Source organism: Paenalicyclobacillus macrosporangiidus (genome assembly GCF_900116805.1).
Taxonomy (GTDB): domain Bacteria; phylum Bacillota; class Bacilli; order Alicyclobacillales; family Alicyclobacillaceae; genus Alicyclobacillus_H; species Alicyclobacillus_H macrosporangiidus.
This window is the reverse complement of record NZ_FPBV01000093.1, coordinates 1-1,142: the sequence shown is the minus strand read 5'-3', so window position 1 is coordinate 1,142 and position 1,142 is coordinate 1. Positions and strand designations below refer to the sequence as shown.

Here is a 1,142-nt window from a genome sequence, read left to right as displayed (position 1 = left end):
TTCTTCTCCTTCAGCTCCGTCTCCGTCGCAGCGCCGACCTTGATGACCGCCACGCCGCCCGCCAGCTTCGCCAGCCGCTCCTGCAGCTTCTCGCGGTCGAAGTCCGACGTGGTCTCCTCAATCTGCGCCTTGATCTGGTTGATGCGCGCCTGGATCTCCTTCGTGTCACCCGCACCGTCGACGATGATGGTGTTCTCCTTGCTCACGCGCACCTGGCGGGCCCGGCCGAGCTGGTGGATGTCGGTGTTCTTGAGCTCGAGGCCCAGCTCCTCGGAGATGACCTGGCCGCCGGTGAGGATGGCGATGTCCTGCAGCATGGCCTTGCGCCGGTCGCCGAAGCCAGGCGCCTTGACCGCCACCGCCGTGAACGTGCCACGCAGCTTGTTGACCACCAGGGTCGCCAGCGCCTCGCCCTCCACGTCCTCGGCGATGACGAGCAGCGGCCGGCCGGTTTTCACCACCCGCTCCAAGACGGGCAGCAGGTCGTTAATGCTGCTGATCTTTTTATCAGTGATGAGGAGGTAGGGCTCTTCGAGCACGGCTTCCATCTTGTCCGTGTCGGTGACCATGTACGGCGAGATGTAGCCGCGGTCAAACTGCATGCCTTCGACGACCTCGAGCTCCGTGGTGAAGCCCTTGGACTCCTCCACCGTGATGACGCCGTCCTTGCCGACTTTCTCCATCGCGTCGGCAATCAGGACGCCGATCTCCTGGTCACCCGCGGAAATGGCTGCCACCTGGGCGATGTTCTCGCGGCCCTCGACCGGCTTGGAGATGCGCTTGATCTCCTCGACCGCCGCGTTCACCGCCTTCTCGATGCCCTTGCGCAGGATCATCGGGTTGGCGCCGGCCGCCACGTTCTTCAAGCCCTCGCGGACCATCGCCTGCGCCAGCACGGTCGCCGTCGTGGTGCCGTCGCCCGCGACGTCGTTGGTCTTCGTCGCGACCTCCTTCACCAGTTGAGCGCCCATCTTTTCATACGGATCTTCCAGCTCAATCTCCTTGGCGATGGTCACGCCGTCGTTGGTGATGAGCGGAGACCCGAACTTCTTCTCCAACACCACGTTGCGGCCCTTGGGGCCAAGGGTCACTTTCACCGCATCGGCGAGCGCGTCGACACCGCGCAGCATCGCCCGGCGGGC

At 64.7% G+C, this 1,142-nt stretch carries 1 protein-coding gene; it reads right to left on the bottom strand.

Annotated elements, in window-relative coordinates:
• Positions 1–1,142 (bottom strand): chaperonin GroEL (gene groL, locus BM357_RS18845; protein WP_074956951.1); only part of this gene is annotated, 1,142 nt, incomplete at both ends.